Annotated in this window: 27 protein-coding genes; 13 read left to right on the top strand and 14 right to left on the bottom strand. The window is 63.6% G+C overall.

Features of this window, described 5'->3' with window-relative positions:
* From AC0CMF_RS14715 to AC0CMF_RS14705, 3 genes are all read left to right on the top strand, one after another.
* Nucleotides 1–198, top strand: a 198-nt coding sequence (locus tag AC0CMF_RS14715) for a hypothetical protein (protein ID WP_472482035.1), incomplete at its 5' end; no start/stop codon positions are given.
* Between the two features lie 126 nt (nt 199–324).
* Nucleotides 325–1,416 (top strand): 4-oxalomesaconate tautomerase, encoded by a 1,092-nt coding sequence (locus tag AC0CMF_RS14710; RefSeq protein ID WP_050474449.1) that lies wholly within the window; start codon nt 325–327, stop codon nt 1,414–1,416.
* Nucleotides 1,413–2,378: a D-2-hydroxyacid dehydrogenase family protein gene (locus AC0CMF_RS14705; RefSeq protein WP_374630998.1), complete on the top strand. Its 966-nt coding sequence runs from the start codon at nt 1,413–1,415 to the stop codon at nt 2,376–2,378. The genes AC0CMF_RS14710 and AC0CMF_RS14705 overlap by 4 nt, the downstream gene beginning before the upstream one ends.
* Here the strand turns inward: AC0CMF_RS14705 and AC0CMF_RS14700 are convergent.
* On the bottom strand, nt 2,359–3,387 hold the full coding sequence (locus AC0CMF_RS14700; protein WP_094463511.1) for an AbrB family transcriptional regulator: 1,029 nt from the start codon (nt 3,385–3,387) through the stop codon (nt 2,359–2,361). The two genes, AC0CMF_RS14705 and AC0CMF_RS14700, sit on opposite strands and share 20 nt — an antisense overlap.
* A 97-nt stretch (nt 3,388–3,484) precedes the next feature.
* Here AC0CMF_RS14700 and AC0CMF_RS14695 point away from each other — a divergent pair, with 97 nt between their 5' ends.
* From AC0CMF_RS14695 to tcuB, 3 genes are read left to right on the top strand one after another with little or no spacing between them, the layout of a single operon-like run.
* Nucleotides 3,485–4,153: a GntR family transcriptional regulator gene (locus AC0CMF_RS14695; RefSeq protein WP_186392960.1), complete on the top strand. Its 669-nt coding sequence runs from the start codon at nt 3,485–3,487 to the stop codon at nt 4,151–4,153.
* Nucleotides 4,150–5,541: an FAD-dependent tricarballylate dehydrogenase TcuA gene (gene tcuA, locus AC0CMF_RS14690; RefSeq protein WP_374631001.1), complete on the top strand. Its 1,392-nt coding sequence runs from the start codon at nt 4,150–4,152 to the stop codon at nt 5,539–5,541. The genes AC0CMF_RS14695 and tcuA overlap by 4 nt, the downstream gene beginning before the upstream one ends.
* Nucleotides 5,531–6,616 carry a tricarballylate utilization 4Fe-4S protein TcuB gene (tcuB, locus tag AC0CMF_RS14685; RefSeq protein WP_374631003.1) on the top strand — a complete coding sequence of 362 codons (1,086 nt, stop codon included), beginning with the start codon at nt 5,531–5,533 and terminating at the stop codon, nt 6,614–6,616. Before tcuA ends, tcuB begins: the two co-directional genes overlap by 11 nt.
* A 60-nt stretch (nt 6,617–6,676) precedes the next feature.
* On the opposite strand, the gene AC0CMF_RS14680 is transcribed toward tcuB, so the two are convergent.
* Nucleotides 6,677–8,890: a SulP family inorganic anion transporter gene (locus AC0CMF_RS14680; RefSeq protein ID WP_374631005.1), complete on the bottom strand. Its 2,214-nt coding sequence runs from the start codon at nt 8,888–8,890 to the stop codon at nt 6,677–6,679.
* Between the two features lie 562 nt (nt 8,891–9,452).
* Between AC0CMF_RS14680 and AC0CMF_RS14675 the strand changes: the two genes are divergently transcribed.
* Entirely contained in the window at nt 9,453–10,553 is a 1,101-nt protein-coding gene (locus AC0CMF_RS14675) for an HD-GYP domain-containing protein (protein WP_162936295.1), read from the top strand.
* 31 nt (nt 10,554–10,584) lie between these two features.
* Here AC0CMF_RS14675 and AC0CMF_RS14670 read toward each other — a convergent pair whose 3' ends face one another.
* Nucleotides 10,585–11,073, bottom strand: coding sequence for a DUF3237 domain-containing protein (locus AC0CMF_RS14670; RefSeq protein WP_374631007.1), 489 nt, complete (start codon nt 11,071–11,073; stop codon nt 10,585–10,587).
* A gap of 117 nt (nt 11,074–11,190) precedes the next feature.
* Here AC0CMF_RS14670 and AC0CMF_RS14665 point away from each other — a divergent pair, with 117 nt between their 5' ends.
* Complete coding sequence (locus AC0CMF_RS14665) at nt 11,191–11,682, top strand: MarR family winged helix-turn-helix transcriptional regulator (protein WP_058898109.1); 492 nt, start codon at nt 11,191–11,193, stop codon at nt 11,680–11,682.
* 92 nt (nt 11,683–11,774) lie between these two features.
* On the opposite strand, the gene AC0CMF_RS14660 is transcribed toward AC0CMF_RS14665, so the two are convergent.
* The 5 genes from AC0CMF_RS14660 to AC0CMF_RS14640 form a co-directional block, all read right to left on the bottom strand.
* Nucleotides 11,775–13,097, bottom strand: coding sequence for a TRAP transporter large permease (locus AC0CMF_RS14660; protein ID WP_122519168.1), 1,323 nt, complete (start codon nt 13,095–13,097; stop codon nt 11,775–11,777).
* Complete coding sequence (locus tag AC0CMF_RS14655; protein WP_082206086.1) at nt 13,090–13,614, bottom strand: TRAP transporter small permease; 525 nt, start codon at nt 13,612–13,614, stop codon at nt 13,090–13,092. The genes AC0CMF_RS14660 and AC0CMF_RS14655 overlap by 8 nt, the downstream gene beginning before the upstream one ends.
* A gap of 57 nt (nt 13,615–13,671) precedes the next feature.
* Complete coding sequence (locus AC0CMF_RS14650) at nt 13,672–14,706, bottom strand: TRAP transporter substrate-binding protein (RefSeq protein ID WP_058898110.1); 1,035 nt, start codon at nt 14,704–14,706, stop codon at nt 13,672–13,674.
* Nucleotides 14,707–14,768: 62 nt separating this feature from the next.
* Nucleotides 14,769–15,551, bottom strand: coding sequence for a crotonase/enoyl-CoA hydratase family protein (locus AC0CMF_RS14645; protein WP_050474425.1), 783 nt, complete (start codon nt 15,549–15,551; stop codon nt 14,769–14,771).
* A gap of 101 nt (nt 15,552–15,652) precedes the next feature.
* Nucleotides 15,653–16,522 (bottom strand): LysR family transcriptional regulator, encoded by an 870-nt coding sequence (locus AC0CMF_RS14640; protein WP_058898111.1) that lies wholly within the window; start codon nt 16,520–16,522, stop codon nt 15,653–15,655.
* A 107-nt stretch (nt 16,523–16,629) separates the two neighbouring features.
* On the opposite strand from AC0CMF_RS14640, the gene AC0CMF_RS14635 reads away from it, so the two are divergent.
* Nucleotides 16,630–17,952: a serine hydroxymethyltransferase gene (locus AC0CMF_RS14635; protein WP_058898112.1), complete on the top strand. Its 1,323-nt coding sequence runs from the start codon at nt 16,630–16,632 to the stop codon at nt 17,950–17,952.
* 16 nt (nt 17,953–17,968) lie between these two features.
* Here AC0CMF_RS14635 and AC0CMF_RS14630 read toward each other — a convergent pair whose 3' ends face one another.
* The 6 genes from AC0CMF_RS14630 to AC0CMF_RS14605 all read right to left on the bottom strand — a co-directional run bounded on the left by AC0CMF_RS14630 (nt 17,969) and on the right by AC0CMF_RS14605 (nt 23,470).
* A complete protein-coding gene (locus tag AC0CMF_RS14630) occupies nt 17,969–18,688 on the bottom strand; it encodes a glutamine amidotransferase (protein WP_058898113.1) in 720 nt (239 codons plus the stop codon).
* 176 nt (nt 18,689–18,864) lie between these two features.
* Entirely contained in the window at nt 18,865–19,608 is a 744-nt protein-coding gene (locus tag AC0CMF_RS14625; protein WP_050474421.1) for a response regulator transcription factor, read from the bottom strand.
* Nucleotides 19,609–19,921: 313 nt separating this feature from the next.
* Nucleotides 19,922–21,244 carry a flagellar protein export ATPase FliI gene (gene fliI, locus AC0CMF_RS14620; RefSeq protein WP_058898114.1) on the bottom strand — a complete coding sequence of 441 codons (1,323 nt, stop codon included), beginning with the start codon at nt 21,242–21,244 and terminating at the stop codon, nt 19,922–19,924.
* Complete coding sequence (locus tag AC0CMF_RS14615) at nt 21,231–21,956, bottom strand: hypothetical protein (RefSeq protein ID WP_058898115.1); 726 nt, start codon at nt 21,954–21,956, stop codon at nt 21,231–21,233. The genes fliI and AC0CMF_RS14615 overlap by 14 nt, the downstream gene beginning before the upstream one ends.
* Nucleotides 21,953–22,678 (bottom strand): flagellar basal-body rod protein FlgF, encoded by a 726-nt coding sequence (flgF, locus tag AC0CMF_RS14610; RefSeq protein ID WP_050474418.1) that lies wholly within the window; start codon nt 22,676–22,678, stop codon nt 21,953–21,955. The genes AC0CMF_RS14615 and flgF overlap by 4 nt, the downstream gene beginning before the upstream one ends.
* 3 nt (nt 22,679–22,681) lie before the next feature.
* On the bottom strand, nt 22,682–23,470 hold the full coding sequence (locus AC0CMF_RS14605) for a DUF1217 domain-containing protein (protein WP_050474417.1): 789 nt from the start codon (nt 23,468–23,470) through the stop codon (nt 22,682–22,684).
* A 279-nt stretch (nt 23,471–23,749) separates the two neighbouring features.
* Between AC0CMF_RS14605 and motA the strand changes: the two genes are divergently transcribed.
* The 4 genes from motA (at nt 23,750) to fliN (ending at nt 26,497) form a co-directional block, all read left to right on the top strand.
* Complete coding sequence (motA, locus tag AC0CMF_RS14600) at nt 23,750–24,643, top strand: flagellar motor stator protein MotA (RefSeq protein ID WP_094463447.1); 894 nt, start codon at nt 23,750–23,752, stop codon at nt 24,641–24,643.
* A gap of 3 nt (nt 24,644–24,646) precedes the next feature.
* A complete protein-coding gene (locus AC0CMF_RS14595) occupies nt 24,647–25,594 on the top strand; it encodes a flagellar motor switch protein FliM (protein WP_050474415.1) in 948 nt (315 codons plus the stop codon).
* Nucleotides 25,575–26,111, top strand: coding sequence for a hypothetical protein (locus tag AC0CMF_RS14590; RefSeq protein WP_050474414.1), 537 nt, complete (start codon nt 25,575–25,577; stop codon nt 26,109–26,111). Before AC0CMF_RS14595 ends, AC0CMF_RS14590 begins: the two co-directional genes overlap by 20 nt.
* 110 nt (nt 26,112–26,221) lie before the next feature.
* A complete protein-coding gene (gene fliN, locus AC0CMF_RS14585; protein WP_472482046.1) occupies nt 26,222–26,497 on the top strand; it encodes a flagellar motor switch protein FliN in 276 nt (91 codons plus the stop codon).
* Nucleotides 26,498–26,580 lie beyond the last annotated feature (83 nt).

Raw genomic sequence — 26,580 nt, 5'->3', positions numbered from 1 at the left:
CTCATCGGCTTCTATGGCGCGCTGCTGCTGTTCTTCCCCGTCTTCCTCATCGTCAGGGCAAGGGCCGGTGTGCTCGCAACCCTGCTGATGACCGCAGGGGCCGCCGGCGTCATCCTCACCCTCGCATGGGCCCTCTCCCTCAACTTCCCGTCAGGCATGCTGCAGGACGCAATGGACCTGCCCTGGCCATTCCGCTAAGCAAAACCTGACCCGCCCAGAACAAACGGGCGGGTCATACCAAGGCTTTCGATGCTGACGCATCACACCTTGGAAATGCTCAAACGCCGCACGGGCTTAACCAGTCTTCGGCTTCAGGAGATCAAGATGGCGCAGACAGCCATTCCCTTCCATTTTTTCCGTGGCGGCACCTCGCGCGGCCCCTATTTCCGGCGGGAAGACCTGCCGCAGGACCGCGAGACGCTGGCGCGGGTTCTCGTGGCGGCGCTCGGCTCCGGGCACAAGCTGAACATTGACGGCATCGGCGGCGGTGCCGCGGTGACGACCAAGGTCGCCATGCTCTCCCGCTCCGAAACGAGCGGCTGCGATATCGACTACTTCTTCGCTCAGGTCAGCGTCGAGGACGGTCTCGTTGATTTCAAGCCCACCTGCGGCAACATCCTTTCCGGCGTCGGCCCAGCCGCCATCGAGATGGGCCTGATTGCCCCTCAGGGTGATGAAACCCGCATCCGCATCCTCTCGGTCAACACCGGCGCCAAGGTGGAGGCCGTTGTCCGCACCCCCGGCGGGCAGGTCGAATATGCGGGCGATGCCGCGATCGACGGCGTTCCGGGCACGGCTGCGCCGATCTATCTCAACTTCATGGATGTGGTGGGCTCCGCCACCGGCGCGCTGCTGCCCACCGGCAATCTGCGCGACGTGATTGACGGCATCGAAGTGACCTGCATGGACGTGGCCATGCCGATCGTCATCGCGCGCGCTTCCGATTTCGGCCTGAGCGGCGCGGAGACGGTCGAGGAACTGGACGCCAACCGGGCCTTCTATGACCGGATGGAGCCTATCCGCCGCAAGGCGGGCGAGCTGATGGGCATGGGCAATGTGGAAAAGTCCGTGACGCCGAAGTTTGCCCTGCTGTCTGCGCCGCGCAACGGCGGCACGATCACAGCCCGCTACTTCATGCCCTGGAACTGCCACCCCACCATGGCCGTCACGGGCGCGCAGTGCCTTGCCTCCTGCGTGCTCACCCCCGGCACTGTGGCCGAAGGACTGTTCACCGCTCCGCAGGGCACGCCTGCGCTGGTGCTCATCGAGCATCCCGGCGGCGTGATCGACGTGACCGTCGATTATGAAAACGGCCCCGGCGGCTTTGCGCTGAAGTCAGCCGGGCTGCTGCGCACGGCGCGCCTGCTCGCCAAGGGAGAGGTGATGGTTCCGGCAGAGGTGTGGGGCGGCAAATGAAGGTCCACATTCTGGACGACTGGTCCGATACCCTGCGCCACCTGCCCTGCTTTGGCCGGCTCAAGGGGCATGAGGTGACGGTCTGGACAGATCACGTGGAAGGGCCTGCGCTGGCCGAGCGGCTCAAGGAGGCGGAGGCTGTCTGCCTCTTCCGCGAGCGGACCCGTGTGACCGCTGATCTGCTTGAGGCCCTTCCGGGCCTGAAGCTGATTTCCGGCCGGGGTGCCTGGCCGCATGTGGATGTTGCCGCCTGCACGGCCCGCGGTGTCGCCTTTGCCTCCATGAAGCCGGCTGAGGTTCCCAACCACGCCGCGGCCGAGCTGACCTGGGCCCTCATTCTGGCAGCGCTACGCGGCCTGCCGGAGCAGATGGCAAGTGCCAAGGCCGGCCAGTGGCAGGCCGGGGTCGGCCGCACGCTGCAAGGCAAGACCATCGGCATCTATGGCCATGGCCGGATAGGCCGGCTGATCGCCGGTTATGCCGCGGCTTTCGGTGCCAGAGTGATCTGGTGGGGATCGGAGGCCGGACGGGCGAGAGCGGCCGCAGAAGGCGGAGAAGTCGCGGCCAGCCGCGAGGCCTTTTTCGCCGGATCGGACATCGTGACGCTGCATCTGCGCCTGACGCCGGGCACCAAGGGCATCGTCACGGCCGCAGACCTTGCCCTGATGCAGCCCCGCTCCATTCTGGTGAACACGGCACGGGCCGGGCTGATTGCCCCCGGCGCCCTGCGCGCGGCACTGGACGCGGGCCGCCCCGGACTTGCGGCGCTGGATGTGTTCGACGAAGAGCCGCTGACCGATGCCGGCGACCCCGTTCTGTCGCATCCGCGCGTGATCGCAACGCCGCACATCGGCTTCGTCACGGAGGAGGAGTTCGACCTGCAGTTCGCCGATGTGTTCGATCAGGTCAATGCCTTTGCCGCCGGCAAGCCGGTGCACCTGGTCAATCCGGAGGTGCTTTGACCCCAAAGAGGCGCGCCGCAACCGGCGCGCCCAGGATCACGATGACGATGCGGGTCAGATGGTGCAGGATGACGAAACCAAGATCCGCACCGGCCACGATCGCCAGCACCGTCATCTCCGCCTGTCCGCCCGGCGCAAAGGCGAGGAAGCCTTCCACCGGCTGAGCCAGGCCTGTGAGCGTGACAATTTCGGTGAAGATGGCCGCAAGCCCGGCCAGCAGCACGACGAAGGCAAGGCCGGACAGGATGAAGCTGCGCAGCTCGCGCAGCGTCACCCCCATGTACTGAACACCGATCCCGATGCCGATGAACAGCTGCGCGCCGAGGATCGCTTCAGCGGGCGGGCGGCTGTGAATGAGACCGCTCAACGACAGGACTGCGGTCACGATCATCGGCCCCAGGATCGACGCGCCGAATAGCCCGATCCGCTCCCCGCCTTTCCACCCGATGACGGCTGCCGCTGCCATCAGCAGAAGCTCGATCACCGGCAGATCCCGCATCGGAGCGCCGACGGCGCCCGAGAGACTGGCCCCATAAAGGGTGGTCAGAATGATGGGTGCCAGGGTGACAATGACCAGAACGCGGGTGGCATGAATGAGGGCCAGCGCCCGGACATTTGCCCCGGCCTCTTGACCGAAAATCACCATGTCCTGCAGGCCGCCGGGCATCGCCGCGTACCAGGCCGTCACCGGGTCATAGCCCAGGCGCCGGAAGAAGGGCACGCCGACAGCCCCGATCACCGCCACATATACCGGAACCAGGGCAACGCTGCCGGCCATCTGGGGAATGCGTCCGACCACCTCCGGCGTGATGGAGGCCCCCACGGCAACGCCCAGGACCGTCCGTGCCAGAACAGAAACCGTGCCCATGCCCTTCAGCGGTGCACCGGACAGGGCCGCCAGCAGGCATGCGGCCATCGGGCCAAACAGAAAAGGCAGCGGCAGACCGAGCACATAGAACACCGCCACACCCAGCCCCGCAATGGCGAGCGTCATCATCCTTTTTGTCATGCTTTTTGTCAGGTCCGCCGGCACATCTGCCTCCTTGCGCTTTCTTGTATCCAGATGTATACAGCCGGATACCAAAAGACACAAGCGAGTTCACCCGATGGCTGAAGACAGCGAAATCCCGCAGGGCCAGGCGGCCTACCGCCGCTTGCTGGAAGACATCCGCGATGGCGGCCTGGCCCCCGGCATGCGCCTTCGCGAGACCGAGCTGGCCGAGCGGCTGGGCATCAGCCGCACGCCGGTCCGCGAGGCAATCCGGCAGCTGGAAGCGGACGGCCTCGTCGTTCACCTGCCCCGGCAGGGCGCCTCGATCCGCACGCTGGATCATGCGGAAGTGGTCGAGCTTTATGAAATGCGGGCGGTGCTGGAAGGCACGGCGGCACGGCTGGCCGCACGCGCGGCCTCCAGCATCGAGCTGGCGGAACTCGCCGCCCTCAACAACGAGCTGGCGGCCGCACCGGCTGGTCCGCAGGCCCGCGAGCTGAACCGGCAGTTTCACCGCACCCTGTTCGATGCGGCACGCAACCGGTTTCTGCTGAAGTCGATCAGTGCCCTGCAGAAGACCCTGCTCATTCTCGGCCCCAGCACCCTGTCAGACCCGGAGCGCGCTGCGCTGGCCGTGGCCGAACATGCGGCGGTGCTGGCCGCCTTCGAGGCCCGCGATGGCGCGGGTGCTGAAGCGGCCATGCGTGCGCATGTGGAAGCTGCCTTGTCGGCCCGGATCCGCAGCATGCGCGGCCGCGAAATTCCGCTGGAGGATGACGTATGAAAGACTGGCCCGGCACATTTGACGTTGCTGTCGTCGGCGGCGGCAACGCAGCGCTTTGCGCTGCCATCACCGCTGCGGAAGCGGGCTGCAGCGTCCTGATCCTGGAAGGGGCTCCAAAGCCTTACCGGGGCGGCAACTCGCGCCACACACGCAATTTCCGCTGCATGCACAAGGGACCCGCCTTTCCCCTCACCGGCACCTACGAGGAAGAGGAATATTTCCACGACCTCATGCTGGTGACCAAGGGGAAGACGGATGAAGGCCTGGCGCGCCTTGCCATCCGCACCTCGGAAGAGTGCCTGCCCTGGATGCAGGAGCATGGCGTGCGGTTCCAGCCCTCGCTCTCCGGCACCTTGTCCCTGTCGCGCACCAACGCCTTTTTCCTGGGCGGCGGCAAGGCACTGGTGAACGCCTATTACAACACCGCCAGCGACCTGGGCGTGAAGATCGCCTATGAGGCGCAGGTCAAGCACGTGCATCTGGACGGCAGCCGCATCAGCCACCTGGAGGTGGAGATCGCCGGACAGCCGGTCACCGTTCAGGCCCGCACCTTCGTTCTGGCCTCGGGCGGCTTTCAGGCCGACATCGACTGGCTGGCGCGCGCCTGGGGGCCTGCGGCCCGCAACTTCCTGATCCGCGGCACACCCTATAATCGCGGCACCGTGCTGCGGGACATGCTGGATCAGGGTGCGGAGTCCGTTGGCGACCCGACCCAGTGCCATGCCGTCGCCATTGACGGCCGCGCCCCGAAATATGACGGCGGCATCGTCACGCGCCTCGACTGCGTGCCCTTTTCCATCGTGCTCAACAAGGATGGCGAGCGGTTCTACGATGAAGGCGAGGATGTCTGGCCGAAACGCTATGCCATCTGGGGCCGTCTGGTGGCCGCCCAGCCCGATCAGGTCGGCTATGCGCTCATTGATGCGAAATCGATCGACCTGTTCATGCCCTCCGTCTTCCCGCCGGTGAAGGCGGACACGATCGAGGAACTGGCCGCAAAGATGGGGCTGGAGCCGGAAGCCGTGCGCCGCACCGTCGACACGTTCAACGCCGCATGCCGCCCCGGCCACTTCCACCCGACCGAGCTCGACGGTTTGCGCACGGAAGGGCTGAATGTGCCCAAGACCAACTGGGCGCGGCCGCTGGATACGGCCCCCTTCTATGGCTACGAGCTGCGCCCCGGCGTGACCTTCACCTATCTCGGCCTGAAGGTCGACAGCCGTGCCCAAGTTTACAGCGCAGCCGGGCCCATCAGCAATCTCTGGGCTGCCGGCGAGATCATGGCCGGCTCCATTCTTGGCCAAGGGTATCTGGCCGGTTTTGGCATGACAATTGGCACTGTTTTCGGACGTATTGCGGGCAAGGAGGCCGCCGCCCATGCCGCTTGACACCACATCTTCCTTCGACGAGGCACGCCGTCAGATCGAGATCTGCAACGCCTGCCGCTACTGTGAGGGGTTCTGCTCGGTTTTTCCGGCCATGACCCGGCAGAAGGCCTTTGCTGATGGCGACCTGACGCAGCTGGCCAATCTCTGCCACAACTGCCGGGGCTGCTACTATGCCTGCCAGTACACCGCGCCGCATGAGTTCAACCTGAACATCCCGGCGGCTCTGGCCGAAGTCAGAGTGGAAAGCTGGGAGCGGCTGGCCCGCCCGCAGGCCATCGCACGGCTGTTCCAGACCCATGGCGTCCCCATGGCCGGGCTTCTGGCGGCCGCGCTGGCCTTCTTCTTCTGGGCTCTTACCGCCTGGAAGCCGCAGGATGGCGCGGGCTTCTATGCTCATCTCGCGCATAACACGATGGTGGCAATCTTCGTGCCCGCGTTTCTGGCCCCGCTCGGGCTCATTGCCCTGTCGGTGCGTGACTACTGGCGCGAGACCGGCGGCGGCCGTTTCCGGCTGATCCATGTGCTGCGGGCCTTTGACAATGCCGCGCGGATGAAGAACCTTTCAGGCGGCCACGGCGAGGGCTGCAACTTCGAGGACGGCGACCGTTTCAGCGACCGGCGCCGGGTGTTCCACCAGCTGATGATGTATGGCTTCCTGCTCTGCTTTGCGGCAACCGCCAGCGGAACCGTCATGCACTATGCCTTCGGCTGGGAAGCGCCCTACCCGCTGTTCTCCCTGCCCAAGCTGCTCGGCGTTCCGGGCGGCATAATGATGGTGGCTGGCGCCGCCGGGCTGTCCTGGCTGAAGCTGCGGGCCGACGCCACGCTTGGTGCGGTCCGGGTCTGGGGCGGTGAAATGGCCTTCATCCTGCTGCTGGGAGCCGTGGCTCTCACCGGGCTTGCGCTGTACGCCGCCACCGGCACGGACCTGACCGGACCGCTGCTCGCCATTCATCTGGCCTGCGTGATGGTGCTGTTCCTGCTGATGCCCTTCTCCAAGATGGTGCACGGCTTCTTCCGCCTCGCCGCCCTTGTGGCGGAAGCTGCCAAACCGGCCCCGGCCGGCGGAGAGTGAGAAGGAACGGGCATTTCCAGAGGTGGCCTCAAAACGCACGTTTGGGGGCCACCTCTTGCGTTATCCGTGCGCGAGTTGCACCAGCCGGTTGGCGAGCACCAGCTTTTCGGCAAGGGTGACAGCAAGCAGGCGGTGGAAGAGGAGGGCGAGCTCGCTGTCGGTGCGCTCCAGTTTTTCCAGGCCGGCGCGGCTCAGCCTGTAGACAGAGGCCTGTGTTTCCACCACCACATCGGCGGTGCGCTTGCCGTTGAGGCAGTGGCCGACCTCTCCCACCACCGCACCGGCCGTCATCGTGCGCAGGCGCAGGCTGCGGCCATCGGGAAGCGTCATTTCCACACGCACGCGGCCTTCGCCGACGAGGAACACGTCATCGGCCGGGTCGCCTGCCCGGATCAGTGCCGTGCCCGGCTCCAGCTCCAGCCGCTCCATGGCGCCTGCAAGATCGGCAAGGCGCGGATGCGGTCCCAGGATCGATTCAAGGTGATGGGATATCTCCGCCCCGGCCGGAAGCAGCTTTTCCTGCACCAGCAGCGCGTCCTCGCACAGTTCCAGCGCATGGTCGAGATCGGCCGCACAGGTGACGCAATGCGCGCTGTCTCCCGCTCCGGTTCCCGTATTCAGACCGGAACGGGCCAGCGCTGCGGCAACGCTCTGCGGCATGGCGCTGAAAATCAGGCGCACGCCTGCCCGCTCCGTCATGCCGTGGATCTTGGCAAAACCGGCGGCCGCGGCGGAGTCCATGCCGCTCATGCCGCTGAGATCGATGATGAGAAACCGCAGCGGCGTGCCGGAGGCCTGACCGGCCCGCTTGCGCACGCGGGCGACAACCTGCTCCATCGTACCGAAGAAGAGATAACCCTGCAGGCGCAGCACATGGATCTGCTCCCCTTCCCGGTCGAGCGCGCGCACGGCTTCTGCCGAACGGTCCACGCCGCTGCGCAACTGGCGGCCATCGGCAGCCATGCGCACCACCGGCAGGCGGGCATAATTGTAGACGAACATGACCACCGAGAAGGCCAGCCCCAGCATCAGGCCATAGAGGAAGCCCAGCACGGCGATGGAAGCCAGAATGGCCAGAACGATCAGCCATTCGCCCTGCGGCAGCTTGCGGCGGGCGGCGATGGCCCAGTGGTAAATCAGTTCCGCGCCCAGAAACATCATCAGCCCGGCGGCGAGGAACCCGGGCATGGCGGCAGCGAGCGTTCCGGCAAAGGCAAGGCTGATGAGCAGGATCACCCCGGCAGCAATGCCCGTCAGCCGGGTTGCTGCCTGCATTTTGGCGGCGAGCAAGGTGAGGCTGAGGCCGGTATAGCCCGGCGCGCCACCGAAACACCCGGCCAGAAGATTGGCAACGCCGCTTTCGCGCAGCTCCGCATTGGCATCCACCTCCCGGCCGAAAGCCACCTCCAGCCCGCTGGTGTTGAGCAGCAGGCCAATGATGTTGAGGATGGCGATGCCGATCATCACCGGGATGGCCTGCACGACGGCCGCCCAATCCGCCTGCCCCACGATCCAGAGTGGTGAGGGCAGGCTGACCATGGCATCGGCCGGAATATCCGGCAGCCATGTCCAGGCGCGTGCCTGATCCGCCGAGATGCCGGCTGCGGCCAGCACCGCATAGAATGCGGCAATGGCACCGGCCAGAGCCAGCGGCATGGTCAGCGGATGCGGCAAGCGGACAAGGCTGACCGCAAGCACCAGTGCCATCAGCACGGCAGGCAGCAGGGCGCCGAGGAAGACGGGGTCCTTCACGCTGGCGGACAGATCCGCCGCGAAACCGGCCGCAATCGCGGCAAGGCTGTGCTCCCCCGTAACCATGACGAGCGCGCCCTCGATCAACAGCCAGCCGGTGCCCGAGAGAAACCCGGCGATGACCGGATAGGGCAGAAACCGCACCAGCGTACCGAGCCGCAGCCGCCCGAACAGCAGGAACATCAGCCCGGTCACCAGGGTGCTGGTGCCCAGAATGGCCAGGATGGTCGCAATCTGCCGGTCCGTCTCCTGCCCTTCCATGCCAGCGAGGATGCCCGCCATGGAGGCGGCCAGAATGGCGATGCCGGTTTCCTGCACCAAGGCCACATTGCCCACATAGGGACTGCGCAGCGCGATATAGACCGACAGGATGACGCCGCTGAGCAGCAGCACCGCCACCCCCATGCCAAGCCCGGCGGCCAGCGGCCCGGCAAACAGCAGTGCCGCAAAGGCGACGCCCGTGCCCAGATTGTCGAGACCCGCCGTAAGGCCGGCGGTGATGGACCGCAGATGCTCTTTCATGATCACGCCTGCCCGCCCCGGTCCCTGGCACCTTCAATGAAAAAGGTCATTCTGAGCCGGGAAAGGAACTGGAGCTGAAACTGGCTGAATGTCATGGCAAACCGATGCAGCAAAACTATGAGGCCGGGGTCCTGCCGCTTCCGGAGCAATACACTCCCGCCGCCGCACGCTTCTCAAGGACAGGGCCGCGCAGAGGAGAACCGGTCCCGGTTGAGCGACGCCCTGCACGGCCCCGACGATACAGCATGAAGCTTCCGGCCGAGGCAAACGCATTTTTTCCATGAAATCTGCCGTTTGCAGCCTTAGCCCTGCAAAGTGGCCAATCCTGCGCACCTGCATCAACACCTGTTGAAGCTTGGCGTCATGCGGGACCGTGCCGCCGCCGCCAGCATCACCGGCATGCGGACAGGCAGGCCCGTGCCGGAACATCTCGCCCTGCACAGAATGCAAGCTCCCCGAGAGGCAGGAACGTTGGGAAATCCTTGAATTCTTCAAGTGAATTTACTGAAACTTAGAAGTCACCATATACATCAAGATTGCTAAATTTTGGGAGAAACGGGCTGTGTTCAAACTAGTCATGCTCGTTAAAAACCTCGATCATTGCCCCCTCATCATGCACAAGCTCGGCCAGTTTTATCCAGCCGAGCTGTTTGAGCACGGGGATGCACACCGTGCCGGCCTTTTCGCTGCCGATCTGGTCCTGATTGATCTCGCCGAAGCGGACGAAGCCGACATGGAGACGGTTCGCCAGGCGCTGTCCGAGACGCGCAATGTCACGAGCGTCGCGCTGGTGCGGCCCAACAACCGCCGGGATGAAGTGCAGGCGAATGCGCTTGGCACCACGCTCATATGGTCCCGTATCCGCCCGGTGAGGGCCGTGCTGCAGGAGGTGGAACGCCTGCTCGGCTCCTACAGCATGCCCGCCATTCCGGCAGATGTGCCGCCGGCAACGCGCAAGTCTGTGCAGGCCGTGAGCCGGGCGCTCGGTGATTGCATCACCTCCGCCATTTCGGATGAACCCTTTCCGGTTGCACAGATCGGCCGGGCCGTCGACCTGACCCTGTCGTCCTTCCGTGTGGAGGGGCTGGACGCCTGGACGGCCGCCGTGCAGATGCACCACAGCCACACCTATTGCCATTCCATGCTGGTGACGGGCTATGCGCTGGCCTTTGCCGATGTGATGGGCATGACGGCGGATGAAAGGGCCCGGCTTGGCGCTGCCGCGCTGCTGCATGACGTGGGCAAGGTGTTTATCCCGCTCTCCATTCTCGACAAGCCCGGCAAGCTCACGGATGACGAATTTGCCACCATCAAGATGCACCCGGTCAAGTCGCGCGAACTGCTCACCGGTCAGCCGGGCATTTCTGACGAAGTGGTCGACATCGCCGCCCACCACCATGAATATCTCGACGGCAGCGGCTATCCGGACGGGCTCAAAGGCGACGAAATCAGCCCCAGCGTGCGGATGCTGACCATCTGCGACATCTATGCGGCCCTCACCGAGAAACGGGCCTACAAGCCCGCCCTCAGCCCGCGTCAGGCCTATGGCATTCTGGTCGATATGGGCCGCAAGATCGACCAGAAACTGCTGAAAATGTTCAGGCAGGTTGCCTTTGAAGCTGACAGGGTGGCCAGCGTCAAACGCAAGGTCAGCGGCCTGTGATACCAGTCCCCGAGGGAGTTGGCCCTACGGCCTATTCGAGGGCGTAGAGAGAAACGGTGACAGCCTGGGCATGGCGGGCGCCGGTGCCCACGAACAGGGTGCGGTTGACCCATCCATAGCGCGGATCCCCCGTTTCCAGCCTTGCCTGCGTGCGCATGTAGTAGGACCCCGGCGGCACGCTTTCCCCCCGTGCGACGGCAGCCAGAATCTCCGCCGGACCATGGCGGAAGCCGTAGTTGATGATCTCGATCACCGCACCATCGTCCGTCTCCATCGCATAGCGCGTGTCCAGTTCGGCAAGGCCATCGGTGAAGATCGTCTGCCAGTCGGCTCCCAGGTTCAGGATACGGCCGTTGAGGCGCGGGCCCGTCACCTTTCCGCCAATGATGGGTATGATCCGCCGCTGGCCCGCACGCCCCGCGCCCATCTCCATGATGGGGGCGAGTTCGACCTCCAGATTGCAGACATGAACGAGTTGCGGAACCGGCAGGACAACGGGCGCGCTGGCGGGCTGGGGCATGGACTTTCCTCCGGTGAAGTGTATATTGTTAACCTCATAAACAACATAAGCAGGCGGTGCTTTTTCTTGCAAGACGCAAGGGATGCAGCAGCCCGGGAACCGGAGGAAACCCGCCCCATGGCAGGCGACGGGGAGAACAGCAACGGCGGGGCAGAAACAGCTGCCGTCACCGCCGAGCCGATGGACAAGCTTGACCAGCTGATCGGCTACAATCTGAAGCGCGTTTATATTCTCGTTCAGAATGACTTCCGTCAGGTGCTGACGGATGACGATATTTCCCCACGGATGTTCTCCGTGTTGTCCATGAGCGTGGAATCTGCGGGCATCACGCAGAGCGAAGTCGCCCGGCAACTGGGCATCGAGCGGTCGGGCCTCGTGTCCATCATCGATGACATGGAAAGGCGCGGCCTCTTGAACCGGATGCCGGTGGAGGGCGACCGGCGCGCCCAGGCGCTCCACCCGACAGAAGAAGGCCGGGCGGTCTACGAGCGGGCGCTGACCGCCGTCTTCGGCCATGAGGAGCGGATTTTCTCCGTCCTTTCCCCGGAAGAGCGGGCCAAGCTGCTGGAGCTGCTGATGCGCGTGCGCCGCTCCGTCGAGGGCGGCTGACGGCTTCTTGTCAGCTCCATGGTAGATAAAGACGAACGGCGCGGATCAACTCCGCGCCGTTCGTCTTTGCAAGTCCGGTATGTACCAGCCCGTCAATAAATCAGCCAGACCAGCGCCAGCGTGATGGGCGGGAACAGCACGAGGATGACGGTGCGCACGAGATCGGTCACCACGAAGGGCATGGCACCGCGGAAGGTATCGCCAATCGGGATATCCTTGGCGAGCCCGTTGATGATGAAGAGATTCATCCCCACCGGTGGTGTGATCAGGCCAACCTCGACGACGATCAGCACCAGAATGCCGAACCACAGGCCGAAATCATCGGGCGACATGCCGAAATCAAGGCCAACCATCACCGGATAGATGATCGGAACCGTCAGCAGGACCATGGACAGGGAGTCCATGATGCAGCCGAAGACCAGATACATCAGCAGAACGATGCTGAGCACGAACCACGGCGAGAAGCCCTGACTGCCGACCCACTGCGCCGAAATCTGCGGCAGCTGGGTCAGGGCCAGAAAGCCGTTGTAGACCGCCGCCCCCAGAACGATGAGGAAGATCATCGCCGTGGAGGATGCGGTGGACAGAATGGCCTTGCGCAGCTTCTGCCAGCTCATGCCGCCGGATGCGACGGCCGCGATGCCGGTGCCAGCCGCACCAACGGCGGCCGCTTCTGTCGGGGTGAAGAAGCCCAGATAGATGCCGCCGACAACCACGAAGAAGATGGTCAGCACCGGCCAGACGCTCACCAGCGCCGCAAGGCGTCCGGACCACGGCACCCGGTCCTGCACGGCGGCAGAATTGGGTGACACACGCACCCAGATGGCAATGGCGATGATATAGCCGACAGCAGCCAGAATGCCCGGAACCATCGCCGCGACAAACAGCTTGGCGATGTTCTGCTCGGTCAGGATGGCATAGATGACGAGGATCACCGACGGCGGGATGAGGATGCCCAGGGTGCCGCCGGCCGCCAGCGCACCGGTGGACAGGGAGCCCGGATAGCCATAGCGGCGCAGCTCCGGCAGCGCGACCTGTGCCATCGTCGCTGCGGTGGCGAGCGACGATCCGCAGATGGATCCGAAGCCGGCGGACGCACCGATTGCGGACATGGCAACGCCACCGCGCCGGTGCCCCAGGAAGGAGGCGGCGGCACTGAAGAGCGATGACGACATACCCGACAGGGTCGCAAACTGGCCCATCAGCAGGAACAGCGGCACGATGGACAGCGAGTAGTTCGAGAAGGTGCCGAAAGTCAGGTTCTTCAGCTGGTTCAGCATCATCATGTTGCTGCCCGTCACCATCCAGGCGCCGCCCAGCCCGACCGCCAGCATGGCAAGGGCGATGGGAAAGCGCAGAAAGATCAGGACCAGCAAAACCGGAAAGGACCAGAGCCCCAGCTCAACATTAGACATTTGCCGCTTCTCCCCCTGTCCTGCCCGTCAGCGCCCGGACAGAGCGCAGAACACAGAACACGGCGACATAGATGAAGGCTGCACATCCGGCGACACCGGCCGCATAGGCCTGCCAGACAGGAAACTGCAGAATGAAGGTGGTCTCGGCATAACGCATCTTGTCATGCATGCCGAGCCAGAGGCGCCAGGTGATTACCAGCGCTGCCCCAAGCATCGCCAGGTCGATGAGCACATCAAGCACCCGGTTCATGACCGCCGGATAGACGGGCTGCAGCAGATCGACGCTGGCATGACCCCTCATGAGGTGGCACCAGGGCAGAAAGGCGAAAATGGCAAAGCCGACGCCCATCTCGATCCACTCATAGTCGCCCCTGACCGGCTGCAGGCCGAAAGGGATCAGGATACGGCCGATGATCGAGACACAGGCAAGCACTGTCAGGACGATGAGCACGCCACCGCCCAGATAGGCCATCGCGCGCGCAACCCAGTCAGCGGTTCTGAAGTAGAGAGAATACACGGTGCATCATCCTGCTGGCGGGGGAAGGGCCGGACGGAAACCGTCCGGCCCAACAGATCACTTGGCTGTATTTTCCTCGATCAGCTTCTTGGCCTGATCGATGAGGGCCTGACCGTCGATGCCCTTGGTCTGCATGTCGGCAACCCAGCGGCCGATCACCGGCTGAGACGCTTCCTTCCAGCGGGCAACTTCCGTCTCATCAAGCGTGATGATGTTGTTGCCGGCCTTGACGGCGATCTCACGCGCCGGGGCGTCATACTCATGCATGACCTGGGCCGCGAAAGCCGAAAGCTTGGCGCCGGACTCTGCATCCACGATTGCCTTCAGGTCATCCGGCAGCGCGTCGTATTTGTCCTTGTTCATGGCCAGAACGATGGTCGCGGTGTAGAGCGATTCCTTGCCGCCAAACTCCGTATGGTTCTTGACCAGTTCGGCAAGGCGGATGGACGCGGTCACTTCCCACGGGATCACCGTGCCGTTGATGACACCCTTGGAAAGGGCTTCCGGAATACCCGGCAGCGGCAGGCCGACCGGCGTTGCGCCAAGTTCGGACAGCAGGTCGTTGATGACGCGGGTCGGACCACGCATGGTCTTGCCCTTCATGTCTTCCAGCTTGGCCACCGGCGCGATGGAGTGAATGACGCCCGGGCCATGCACCCATGCACCCAGGATCTTCACATCCTTGTACTCGTTGTTCTGGAAGTCGCTGTCGACCATGTTCCAGAAGGCAACGGAGGTGGCGACCGGATCGGTCATCATGAACGGCAGTTCGAACACTTCGGTCCGCGGGAAGCGGCCCGGCGTGTAGCCGACGACGGTCATGATCATGTCCACGACGCCATCACGCGCCTGATCGATCAGCTCCGGCGGACGTCCGCCCAGAGACATGGCATCGAAATGCTCGATCTTGATGCGCCCGCCGGACGCCTTGGCCAGTTCCTCGCTCCACGGCTTCAGGATCTTGGCAGGAACCGGTGCGGCCGGCGGCAGAAACTGGTGCAGGCGCAGGGTCACTTCCTGCGCCGCAGAGGGCAGAGCCGAAAGGGCCATGAGCCCGGCGGCCATCAATGCAACAAGTCCACGCTTCTTCATGTCTTTCCTCCCGTTTCACCACAGCCGGACCCCGGCTGCGGTGCATTCCTCCTCCAGAACCCTCAGCGGAAGCTGGGGGCCCTCTTTTCAAGAAAGGCCTTCAGGCCTTCCTGCGCATCCGGCGTCGTGACCGACATGGCCGCCGCCAGGCTTTCCACGAACAGGCCGTCGCTTCTCGACATATCATCGATGCGGCCGAGAGCCTGAATCATCAGATAGTTTGAGAACGGCGCATTGGCGGCAACGCGGGCGGCGATTTCCATCGCCTTGTCCAGCGCCTCACCCTCACCCACCACATAATGGGCAAGGCCGAGGGCAAGCCCCTCTTCCGCACCATAGCTGCGGCCGGTGAGCATCATCTCCCGCATACGGTCTGCGCCGATCAGCCGGCCGATGCGCACCGTTGCGCCCCCGCCGACAAAGATGCCGCGGCGGCCCTCCGGCAGCTGGAACCGCACCGAAGGCTCGGCGATGCGCACATGGGTCGAGGCGGCAATCTCCAGTCCGCCGCCAATCACAGCGCCCGTCATCGCCGAGATGACCGGCAGACGGCCATATTCGATGAGATCGGAAACCCGGTGCCAGTTGCGGGAATGATAGACCGTGTCCTCGCCGGAGCGCGCCTTGTGCTCGGCCAGATCAAGCCCGGAGCAGAAATGGCCGCCCGAGCCGGTCAGCACCACGGCCCGGACATGGGCTGGCGGGGCTGAAAAGAACCGGTCCAGCGCATCCACCAGAGCATCGCTCATGGCATTGCGCTTTTCGGGCCGGTTGAATGTCAGAACAGCAATGCCTTCGCGCTCCTCAACGCGCATGACATCCGTTCCATTCACTGCTTCACGCATCGGGTCCTCCCTCCCGATCCATGTGGATCGAGATTGTTATAGCAGTGAACAGTTTATTCTCATAGCGGTTTTTAAGGGTAAATGCGCATGGCCGGACGGGCTCAAAGACTGGAAAGAAGCCAGTCCCGCACCCGGGCGGCAGGGCTGCGTGGTGCCGGGCGGCGGGCGGACCAGAGCCGCAGCCCGCGCCGGAGAGTAACGCGTCCGGCAAAAGGCGCAACCAGCGTGCCTGCTGCCAGTTGCCGCGCCACCAGCGCCTCATGCCCGATCAGAACCCCCGCGCCGTTGATCGCTTCCTCCAGCGCGAGCGCATAAAGGGAAAAGACCGGACCAGCCCGCAAGGGCACATGCGGCGCATGGGCGGAAGCCCAGAGGGTCCAGTCATCCGCCCAGCTGGCATCCTGCAGGCAGGGCACTCCGGCAAGGCTGTCCACCCCCTCAAGTCTCGCGGCAAGAGCGGGCGCACAGACAGGGAAAATCACGTCCCGCGTCAGCCAGCCGCCAGCCTCCTCGCCATAGAAGAGGCACAGATCATAGGGGGCGCGCTTGAGATTGGGCGGCTCCTCCATGGCGGTGATGGAGATCGAGATTTCGGGCGCCGCCGCGCGCAAGGCCGGAAGGCGCGGGGAGAGCCAGAGCTGGGCCAGCGATGGCAAGGTGGCAATATGCACCTGCCGGGGCGCTGCTTCCGCCTGAAGAACGCGGGACGCATCCGCCAGCGCATCAAAGGCCGACGTGAAGGCCGGGCTGACCCGCTCTCCCAGCCGCGTGAGCTTCACCCCGCGCGGCGAGCGCTCGAACAGGTCTGCCCCCAGAGCCTTTTCCAGCGCCTTCACATGGGCGGTCACGGCACCGGGCGTGACACCAAGCTCCTGCGCCGCAGCCACAAAGGAGCCAAGCCGCGCCGCCGCCTCGAAGGCACGCAGGGCATTGAGCGGCAGATCCCGTGGTTTTGGCGGCGCGACAGCCATGCTAAGCCTCAATTTTTCTAAGCCTAGATTTTCCTTGATCTGAGTTGCCGTCAAGCGGCAAGACGCCCTAGCCTCGGGTTACCGAAGCCCCTTCACAGGATATCAGCATGACCAGCCTTGTCCGCCGCCCCTGGGTTCCCGCGCCTTGCGAAACCCGCGTCCTGGAAATCGCAGCCGCCACGGCCGGGGAAACTTCCGCCGGAACGGCAGAACGGATCGAGGCTTTGATCCGCCGCAACCTCACCATCCACGACGAGGAATGCTTCAATCTCAACCCGGCCACCAACGTGATGAACCCGCGCGCGGAAGCCGCTCAGGCCCGCGGCCTTGGCGGACGCCCGTCCCTCGGCTATCCGGGCGACAAGTACGAGATGGGGCTTGAAGCGATTGAGGAGATCGAGGTTATTGCAGCCGAACTCTCCACCGAAATCTTCAAGGCCACCCATGCGGAGATCCGCGTTGCCTCCGGCGCCATGGCCAATCTCTACGGCTTCATGGCGCTGACGAAGCCGGGCGACGTGATCATCGCCCCGCCCGGCTCCATCGGCGGCCATGTCACCCACCACGCGGCGGGCTGCGCCGGACTTTATGGCCTTGTGACCCATGCCGCGCCTGTGCTGGCCGATGGCTACACGGTGGATCTGGAGGCCCTGCGCAAGCTGGCGCTGGAGCTGCGCCCGAAGCTGATCACCATCGGCGGCAGCCTCAACCTCTTCCCCCATCCGGTGAGGGAAATCCGCGCGATTGCCGATGAGGTGGAGGCGCATGTGCTATTCGATGCCGCGCATCAATGCGGCATGATTGCCGGCGGCGTCTGGGCCAATCCGCTGGACGAGGGCGCACATCTGATGACGATGAGCACCTACAAGAGCCTCGGCGGCCCGGCCGGCGGCCTGATCGTCACCCGCGACGCGCAGATTGCCGAGCGGCTGGACCACATCGCCTTCCCCGGCATGACCGCCAATTTCGATGCCGGAAAATCCGCCGCGCTGGCGCTGACCATGCTGGACTGGCGCGACTTCGGCCCTGCCTATACCCGCGCCATGGCGGATCTGTCGCTGGCGCTGGCCACAGCCTTGAAGGCGGAAGGACTGCCCGTGTTCGAAACCCCGCGCGGCATGACGCAGAGCCATCAGTTCGCGCTGGAGGCGGCCAGCTTCGGCGGCGGACAAGCGGCGTCCAAAACCCTGCGCAAGGCAGGCTTCCTTGCCAGCGGCATCGGGCTTCCGGTTGCCCCGGTCGAGGGGGACATGAACGGCCTGCGCTTCGGCACGCCGGAACTGGTGCGCCGGGGCGTGACGCCTGCCACCGCCCCGGACCTCGCAAGACTGATCGCAGCGGCGCTGATGGGCGGCAAACCGGAAACGCTGGCCAGGGAAACCGCTGCCCTGCGGCGGCAGTTCACCGGCGTGCATTACGTGCACGCCTGAAGTGTCCGCCAGTCCGTCAAACTCTCCCGGCAGCGGCGGCGCAGAACTGGCGCAGCATCTGCCGGGACACCGGCGTCTCCGACACGGACGCAAGCAGTCCCTCGACATCGGCTCCCTTCGCCTCGAAAGACGAACGGCGGCGCTCGATGCAGCTGCGCATGAGATCCGGAAAGAACTCCGGATGGAACTGCACCGACAGCGCATTGCGGCCATAGCGCAGGATCTGATGCGGATCATGGGCGGAACGTGCGAGCACTTCTGCACCGGCCGGCAGCTCCAGCACGCTCTGCTCATGGGTAAGGAAAACATCGAACTGCTGCGGCACACCGGCAAGGGCCGTATCGGCAAGGCCTGCGGCCGAGAGCGTCACCGGCAGCTGCCCGACCTCCGGCCCGCCTGGATGATAATCCACCCGGCCGCCCAGCGCATGGGCCATGAGCTGATGTCCGTAGCAGACGCCGAAGAGCGGCAGGTCTTGCGCCATGGCGCTGCGGATCCAGTCCGCCGTGCGCTCGCTCCAGTCCTCGCGGTCGCTCACCATGGACCAGGAGCCGGTGATGGCAGCGCCCCGGACGTCTTCAGGCTCCGGCAGCGCTTCACCCAGATGCGGCTGCACCACGGACACATCCAGCCCCAGCCCTTCCAGCGCAGAGCGGAACCAGTCGCCCTGCTCGCCCCATTGCGTGCGCAGGTCCGCGGGCGGAGTGCCGGTCTGAATGATCAGGATTGAAGACATGCGGGAACGCCCCCTGTTGTGGCAGCTGAAATTAAAGGGGTTTTCCGGAGTTCGCCAGCAGCTGGGGACAACTTGCCAGAAGGCACAAAACTGTTCAGGCCCGCACAAGCTGCGGGCTGCAGATTGCCGTCAGCAACCCGCAGCCCTCAAGCCAGGAAAGGGAAAAGAAGAAAAGTTCAGACGCGTTCCATCGGAGCCGTGGCGCTGCGGCGGGCATCCTGCGCAGGACGGGCAGCAGCTTCCTGAGGCTGAGCCTTGAGCATGTAGCCGATGTAGCGCTTGGATTCGACCGGATCATACCCGAGGCGCGCCTTGAGCTTCTTGCGAAGCTTGGAGACGTGGCTTTCGACAACGCATTCATCGACTTCCTCGTTCATGAGGCCGTAGACGGCGTTGTAGATCTGGGTCTTGGTGACGCGGCGGCCATGGTTGCGCGCAAGATATTCCAGAATGCGGCGCTCACGGCGTGGCAGTTCGAACACATCACCCCCGACGAGGGCGTCCCGGCCATCGAAGAAGACCTTGATGCGGCCGACTTCGAGATTGTCCGCCTCGGTCATGGTGCGGCGGCGGATGGCGCCGACACGGGCGAGGATCTCGCGCACATGGATCGGCTTGCGCAGCACATCATCAACGCCGCAGGCAAACAGCTCCAGCGTCTGATCGAGGCTTGGCCGCTCATCCAGCGCCAGGATCGGAGCCTGATCACAGTATGACCGGATCAGCCGCGGAAAATCGGGCCGTTCCTCACATTCGCCCAAAAGAAAGGCCTCAATTGAGGCGAGGTCATCTTCTGAAGCGGTCTTCACCCATTCCGGAAGCTCGGACGGGGTTAGTGCCATACAGGCGAAACCTTCACGCTCGAAACCGGCGGCATAACCTGCCGTTACGATCTCCCGCGAGTCGACAATCACGAACATAGTGTTTTCCCCAACACAGCCTTGCAACCAACTGGTAGTGGGTAGAAGCGCCTACGTCAAATGTATCGTGCAGTTACAGCCGGAAAAGGTTGTGACTTTGGCGTATAATCCGTAACATCGCGGTTGAATATTTTATATAAATGCCAACTTGCGGCACCAAAGCGGAAAAATCGATAAACTTCAAATCAATCAGATATTGTGATTCGCACCTTCACGTGCCCTCACATCAGGGAACGTGCGTGAAATTATAATGACACAACCTGAGCAACGCAAGAGGCATGCTCACCCTATTCTTCCGTTGCGTCATTTTCTGCTATGAAGAGAGTGCTCTTGCCAGATCGCCGAATGGATCGGGCGATGGCAGGCCCCGTGCGTCCTGCCTCAGGAACTCATAGATCCGCGGAACCAGTTGCACGGCCTTGTCGAGCGCGGGATCACTGCCGGCCTGATATCCCCCCATCAACCGCAGGTCGCGGGTGTCTTCGTAGCGCGAGATCATGGCTTTCAGCCGCATAATCAGCTCACGCTCTTCCGGTGTCCAGGCATGCTGGGACAGGCGGGAGACGGACGACAGGATATTGACCGCCGGATAGCGGCCGGCGTCAGCGATGGCACGGTCGAGAACGATATGCCCGTCCAGCACGCCGCGCATCGTGTCGGCCACCGGATCATTGTGATCATCGCCATCCACCAGCACCGAGAAGACGCCGGTAATCGCTCCCTCCCCTTCTGCCCCGGGGCCAGCGCGCTCCAGCAGGCGGGTCAGGTCGGAGAAAACGCTTGGCGTATAGCCGCGGGCGACCGGCGGTTCGCCGGCGGCCATCGCCACATCGCGGGCCGCATGGGCAAAGCGCGTCGCGGAATCGATGATCAGCAGCACAGACTGGCCGAGGCCCCGGAAATATTCGGCCACACTCATCGCCGTGCGCGGGGCAAGGCGCCGCATCATGGCGCTCTCGTCACCGGTCGCCACGACCACCACGGACCGCTCCAGCGCATCGCCCAGCACGTCCTCGACAAACTCGCGCACCTCGCGTCCACGCTCGCCCACAAGGCCGACGACCACGGTGTCGAAATCGCCCGACCCCGCCAGCATGGCCAGCAACGTGGACTTGCCAACGCCAGACCCGGCGAAGACACCGATACGCTGGCCAACGCAAAGCGGTGTAAACAGGTCAATGACCTTGACGCCCGTGCGCACCGGCTTGCGGGCACGGGCGCGCTCCAGCATCTGCGGCGGCTCGTTGTCGAGGGACATGGCCGCGGCGCTGGTGCGCAAGGGTCCCTTGCCATCGGCCGCCTGCCCCAGCGCATTGACCACACGGCCTTTCCAGGCCTGATGCGGATGCACCGTCAATGCGCCCTTGCGCCAGGCGCGGGCGCCGATGCCGATATCAGCCAGGTTGCCGTAGGGCTTCACATAGACATCATCCTCATCGAGGCGGATGATCTCGCCGCGCCGCTCGCCGCCCTTGCCTTCGAGTGACACAAGATCACCGATGCAGACGGAGCGCGACAGCCCGGTGACGCGAATGACGCCAGGTGTCACCTGAATGACCCGGCCGCCGATGCGGACCGGATCAACTTCCTTGGAAGCTGCAGAAACGGCAAGCGCCAGCCGGTCAAGCGCGGGCATCGCGGATCAGATCCTTATGACGGTTGCGCAAGGTTTCCAGCACATCGAGCGGCAAACGGTTCGCCGGGTGCTGGATAACCGCATCCAGCGCGGCCGGTTGATCCGGACGCTGCGCCTCGCGCGTCCCGGAGCCGGACGACGGTTTGGCCAGAGGCACTGCAACGCTTGCCGGATCTGTGAGCCAGCGCGTGAGGTTCACCGGTGCTGCCGCAGCCTCGTCGCGCGAGCGGGCCACGCGCATGCCCAGCGGATCATCCGTGCCGGTGCCTTGTGAAGACGCAGGAATGGAGTCATTAGCCAGCTCATGAACTTGCGGTTTGGCTGAAGGAATGGCCAACTCATCCGGAGCCCGCGCAACAGCTGCTTCCGTGTTCTCCGTTGTACCCGGCGTTTGCAGGGCGCCTTCCACGGCAGAACCGGCCATGGCGTAACCAAGCATGCCGGCCATGCCAAGCGGACCGCCGAACGCCAGCCCATAAAGCGCGTGACCCGCGTGGCGGGCCCCGTCGGAGATCTGGTCCCCCGTCACATTCCGGTAGATCTCACCGATAACCGGCAGATGCTGGAAAGGATTGATGATATCAACGATATCGCGAAACCCCAGGCCGTTGCCGTCTTCACCGGTTGAAACATCCGCGGTCTGACGGGGTGAATTGACGCTGCCGGCGGTCACTTGCGGCTTGACCGGAGGCACAGCGCCCAGCGGCGTCACGAGGTCGCTCCCAGATCGCGCACGGCCTGCGACTGGGTGTCATTGCTGGTGTCGATCATCTTCGTCGCACTGTCGAAGGCGCGGGTCAGCATGATCAGCTTGGTCATTTCACGGATCGGATTGATGTTGGAGCTTTCCGTGTAGCCTTGCACGATGCTTGCCGTATCAAAGGCCTGCACCGGCTCTGCGGGCTGATCCGGGATGACGCCGGAGTTTTCGAAGCGGCGGAGCTTTGCATCTTCGGGAATGCGGAACAGGCCGACAGCACCGGCGATATCCTCGCCCTGTGTCACCGTTCCATCCGGCCCGATGCGCGGCATGCCCTGATTGAGATCGAGCTGGATCGGCAGGCCGCCGGCATCCAGCAGGTCATGGCCATTCAGCGTGCGCAGAACGCCGTCCACATCGATCTTCATGCGCCCGTCACGGGTGTAGGCAACCGTGTCTCCGGCGCGGATGGCAAACCAGCCGTCGCCATCAACGGCCAGATCCAGAGGATTGTCGGTCTTGCTCACCCCGCCCGCCTGCCGGGAGATATAGGTTTCACCAGCCGTGGCAAAGCTCACCGGATCAGCGCCTGCCTTGGACAGGACTTCGGCGAACTTCACCTCATCCGCCCGGTAGCCGGCCGTGTTCATGTTGGCAAGGTTCCGGGCGACCGTCTCCAGCCGGTTGGAAAGAGCGACCTGAGCCGACAGGGCGACATAAAGTGCGGACTGCATGGATCAAATCCCCCCAAGCTTCAGGCCCTGGATCTGTGCAAGCAGATCCTCGCCAATTCCAATGGTTCCATTCGTTCCGGACAGGATGATGTTCGGCACCGAGTTGACCGCAGGTGACCCGTTCTGGATGTCCCACATGATGGTGAAGCGGCGGAGAAACTCGTCAAGCTTCGCCGGATCCTGAAAGTCGTCCATGTTGAGACGCTGCTTCAGATAGGCGGCCTGCTTGTCGACGTCAGCCATCGCGAAGCTATCAGACAGGCCAAGCGACGTATAAACCACCTTGGCCAGAGCCCTGTCTGCGAGAATGTCATAAGGGCCAGTGATGCTGTCAGCCTTGCGTTCAAAATAAAGCGCAAGCCGGACGGCTTCGTTCTGATTGCCGGAACTCTCCTCAAGCGTCTGCCGGACATAGGCATCCACGACCGCCTGCTTGACGCGCTCGAACTTGGTCGCCGTCTCACCATATCTCTCGAAGTTGAACGTCTTGACGAACTCTGCATACCGCTTGTCGGTCATCTTGTTCGCAAAGGACGTATTGCTGTCGATCCCCTCTGCCAGAGCCTTCCGCATGAAGGCCTTGGCATAATCCATGTCTTCAAGACCGAAGGCTTTCATGGCGAACTTGAAAACCCGGGTGTTGTCCAGAAACTCATCGATGGATTTGATGTCTTCAATGGTCTTGAGATAATACTCGCTTTCCCGCTTTACCTGCGGATCCTTCGCAGTGGTTTCCATCGTGCGGGTGATGTCACGCGTGACCATCTGATATTGCAGCAGGGTCGTCATCATCGGCGCAGCCCCTCCGGAGAGCTTGTGCCCTTTCGCATCCTTCAGATGCGCCCGGACAGCTCGGCAACAGGAATCGGCACGCAGGGCGCACCTCTTGCGGCCAGTCTTGCCCTCAAGGCTTGCGCCGGGCTGACTGACCGCGCCGCAACCTCGCCTTGCAGCGGCATCATGGTTAATCCCGGCCCGCCAAAACCCGGCAAAATTCAACAGCCTCGGGCAAGCCTCGTCTCCTAGCGTGAGGGCATCGACATCCCACACGCACCAAGCAGGAGCTGGCTCGTGACAATCATGCTGGGTCTCATCATCGCAATGGCATCTCTTCTTGGCGGGTTCTACGCCATGGGGGGAAAGGTGCTGGTTCTGTGGCAACCGTTCGAGGTGCTGATCATCGTCGGGGTGGCGATTGGCACGTTCTTCGTCGCCAATCCGATGAAGACCATCAAGGACACCATGCGCTCCGTGCAGGAAGCGGTACTGAATTCGGTGCCGAAGAAGCGCGACTACCTCGACATTCTCGCTCTTCTCTATGCGCTGATGCGCGAGCTGCGCTCCAAGGGCCGCAACGAGGTTGAGCCGCATATCGAGAACCCGCAGGATTCCGAGATTTTCCGCGCATTTCCGACTGTTTACCGCAACAGGAACCTCACCACCTTCGTGTGTGACTACTTCCGCCTGATCATTGTCGGCAATGCCCGCGCCCATGAGATCGAGGCGCTGATGGACGAAGAGCTGCAGACGGTTCACCGCGACCAGATGAAGCCCTATTACGCCCTGTCCGCCGTAGCCGAAGCCTTTCCGGCAATCGGTATCGTCGCGGCGGTGCTCGGCGTGATCAAGGCCATGGGCGCCATCGACCAGTCACCCCAGATCCTGGGCGCCCTGATCGGTGCCGCACTTGTCGGCACGTTTCTCGGCATTTTTCTCTCCTATGCACTGGTGGCGCCTGTCGCCCACAAGGTGAAGGGCGTGCGTGAGGCACGGCTGCGTCCTTATGTGATCGTCAAGCAGTCTTTGCTGGCCTTCATGAATGGCGCGCCTCCGCAGATCGCGCTTGAGCATGGCCGCAAGACCATCTCGGCCTCCGACCGCCCCTCCATCGATGAAGTCGAAAACGAAACCATGAACTCTGGCGGTGTGGGCGAAAGCGCCGCGGAAATGAAGGGAGCGGCGTAAGTCATGCTTGATCACGCTGCCAACTCGTTCCATTCGGAACGCGCCCAGATCACCGACCGGCTGCTGGATGCCGCAGGCATCTCCGTCGACCGGCTGCCGATGCTGCCGGTGCTCTTCGACCGCATGGCCCGCGTCTTTGCCGATGCGATGCGCCAGAAGTCGGCCTCCCCGTCCTACATTTCCGTTTCCGATATCGGCAACGAGCGTATCGGCGATGTTCTGGATGTTTATGAATCCAACGCCCTGGTCGCCGTGCTCTATTCCCCGGAATGGGACACGCGCCTGCTGATCGGGTTCGACCGGGACTTCATCTTCACGATGATCGACGTGCTGTTCGGCGCCGATGGCACCGAGCCGCCGATCGATGAGGAGCGCACCTTCTCCTCCATCGAGACGCGCATTGCCCGCACGGTCTTTGAAGTGGCCGCCAATGCGCTGCAGGAGTCCTTCAGCCCCATCGCCGAGACGACGCTGAAGATCGAGCGCGTCGAAAGCCGCATGGACTTTGCCATCATCGGCCGCCGCAACAATCCGGCCGTTGTCGCACGCCTGCTGCTCCAGGCCATCGGCCGCGGCGGCGAGATCTTCGTCGTCATGCCGCACTCCACCCTCAACCCGCTGCGCCAGCGCCTGTCGCAGGTGCTGTCGGGCGAAATGGCGGGGCGCGACAAGCAGTGGACCCAGCATTTCCAGGCCGAGATCCAGCGCACGGAAGTGAAGCTACAGGCGGTGCTGGAAGAGCGTGAGCTGACGCTGGGCGAAATCGCCAATCTCAAGATTGGCCAGATCATCGAGCTGCAGGCCACCCCCCGCAGCCCGGTGAAGCTGGAATGCAACCAGCAGCCCATCTTCAACTGCCGTCTTGGCCAGCTGGATGGCTCCTACACACTTCAGGTCGAAGACCTGATCCATCTGGAAAAGGACATCGTTGATGATCTCCTATCTCGTTGATGCAGTTCTGCTGATCGCTCTGGCGATCACGAGCTTCAAGATGGTGACCATGTACCGGGAACTGCGCCGGCTGGGATCCTACCATGAAGACTACCAGCGGATCTTTGACCAGACGGCGCTTGCCCTTGATGGCATCGAGGTGTCGGTGAAGGAGCTCAATGTCCGCGGGGCGCAGGTGCTCAACGCACTTGGCGCGAGGATGGATGACGCGAGGGAGCTGATTGCCGAGATCGACGCCCTCACCCGGGAGGCCAAGCGCCAGCAGGCGGTGCTCAAATCCGAGCTGAAGCAGCTGTCGACCGAAGTCGCGATGCGCGCCAAGGCCGGCCATATGGAGCCTCCTGCCAGCGACATGGTGTCCACGGTTGTCGAGACGGTTCTGCGCAACACCGCATCGCCGGCGAGCGAACCTCACGGCCCCGCCGCGCCAACGGAAATGAAGGTTCACCGTCTGGATGACCTGGCCACCGGCCCGTTCCGATCCGTATCCATCCACCGCAAGGATGATCTGACATGAGCAGCAATGATATGAACGAAACCCCTTCCGCCAAGGCCGCAGGTGCGGCTGAATTCGCCAAGGTTGAAACCGGCGGATCCAAGAGCGCAAAGCTGACCAGCTCCGACCTGATGGGCGACGAGCGCAACCTCGACACGATCCTCGGCATTCCGATCAATATTCAGGTCGTGCTGGGCTCGGCCACAATGCTGGTCGCCAATCTGCTGAAGCTTGGCCGCGGCGCTGTCATTCCGCTCAACCACCGTGTCGGGGAGCCGGTTGATATCGTGGTCAACGGCCGCGTGGTTGCCCGTGGCGAAGTGGTCGTCGTCGAAGACGACAACTCCCGCTTCGGCGTTTCGCTGACCGAAATCATCAGCGCCCAGAACAGCCTGCTCGACGCCTGACACCAGCCCGTGCGGCGCATGAGCAATTTCAAGGCATGGCGCGCAAGCGTCTCAGATGCCTTGGCATGACTTAAGCTGCAGGA

It is taken from the genome of Pannonibacter sp. CBAS1226 (assembly GCF_055685825.1).
Note: the sequence above shows the minus strand (reverse complement) of the source record. Positions and strands in the feature narration are given on the sequence as shown.